Annotated in this window: 1 protein-coding gene; it reads left to right on the forward strand. The window is 74.1% G+C overall.

Annotated features, from left to right (window positions below):
- The coding region (locus tag FV228_RS32405) for an FAD-dependent oxidoreductase (protein WP_147858029.1) at positions 1-510 on the forward strand (510 nt) is incomplete at both ends.

Raw genomic sequence — 510 nt, forward strand, 5'->3', positions numbered from 1 at the left:
CATCCTGCCGCTGGCCTCGCCCGGCATCCTCCGGAGGGCGCCGCGCTGGCTGCTCGATCCGCTCGGGCCGCTCTCGGTGCCGCCGGCCTACGCGCCCCGGATCCTGCCCTGGATGCTGCGCTTCTGGCGGGCCTGCGCGCCGGAGCGCGTCCGCCGGGCGACGGAAGCCCAGACCGCGCTCATGGATTTTTCGCGGGACACGCTGGAGCCGTTCCTCGAGGCCACCGGCACCCAAGGGATGCTGCGCAAGGACGGCAACCTCCAGGTCTACGAGGGGCAGGCGGAGTTCGAGGCCGCGCTGCCGGGCTGGCAGGTGCGGGCCGATCACGGCATCGCCTTCACGCATCTCGACGCCGCCGGCATGGCGGCGCTGCAGCCCGGCCTGTCGCCCCGGTTCACGCACGGGACGTTCACCCCCGGCTGGTACTCGATCGCCGACCCGAAAACCTACGTGCTCGCCCTGGCCGGGCGCCTGCGGGACGAAGGCGGCGCGATCGCGCGGGCCGAGGT

The organism is Methylobacterium sp. WL18 (assembly GCF_008040015.1).
Lineage (GTDB): Bacteria > Pseudomonadota > Alphaproteobacteria > Rhizobiales > Beijerinckiaceae > Methylobacterium > Methylobacterium mesophilicum.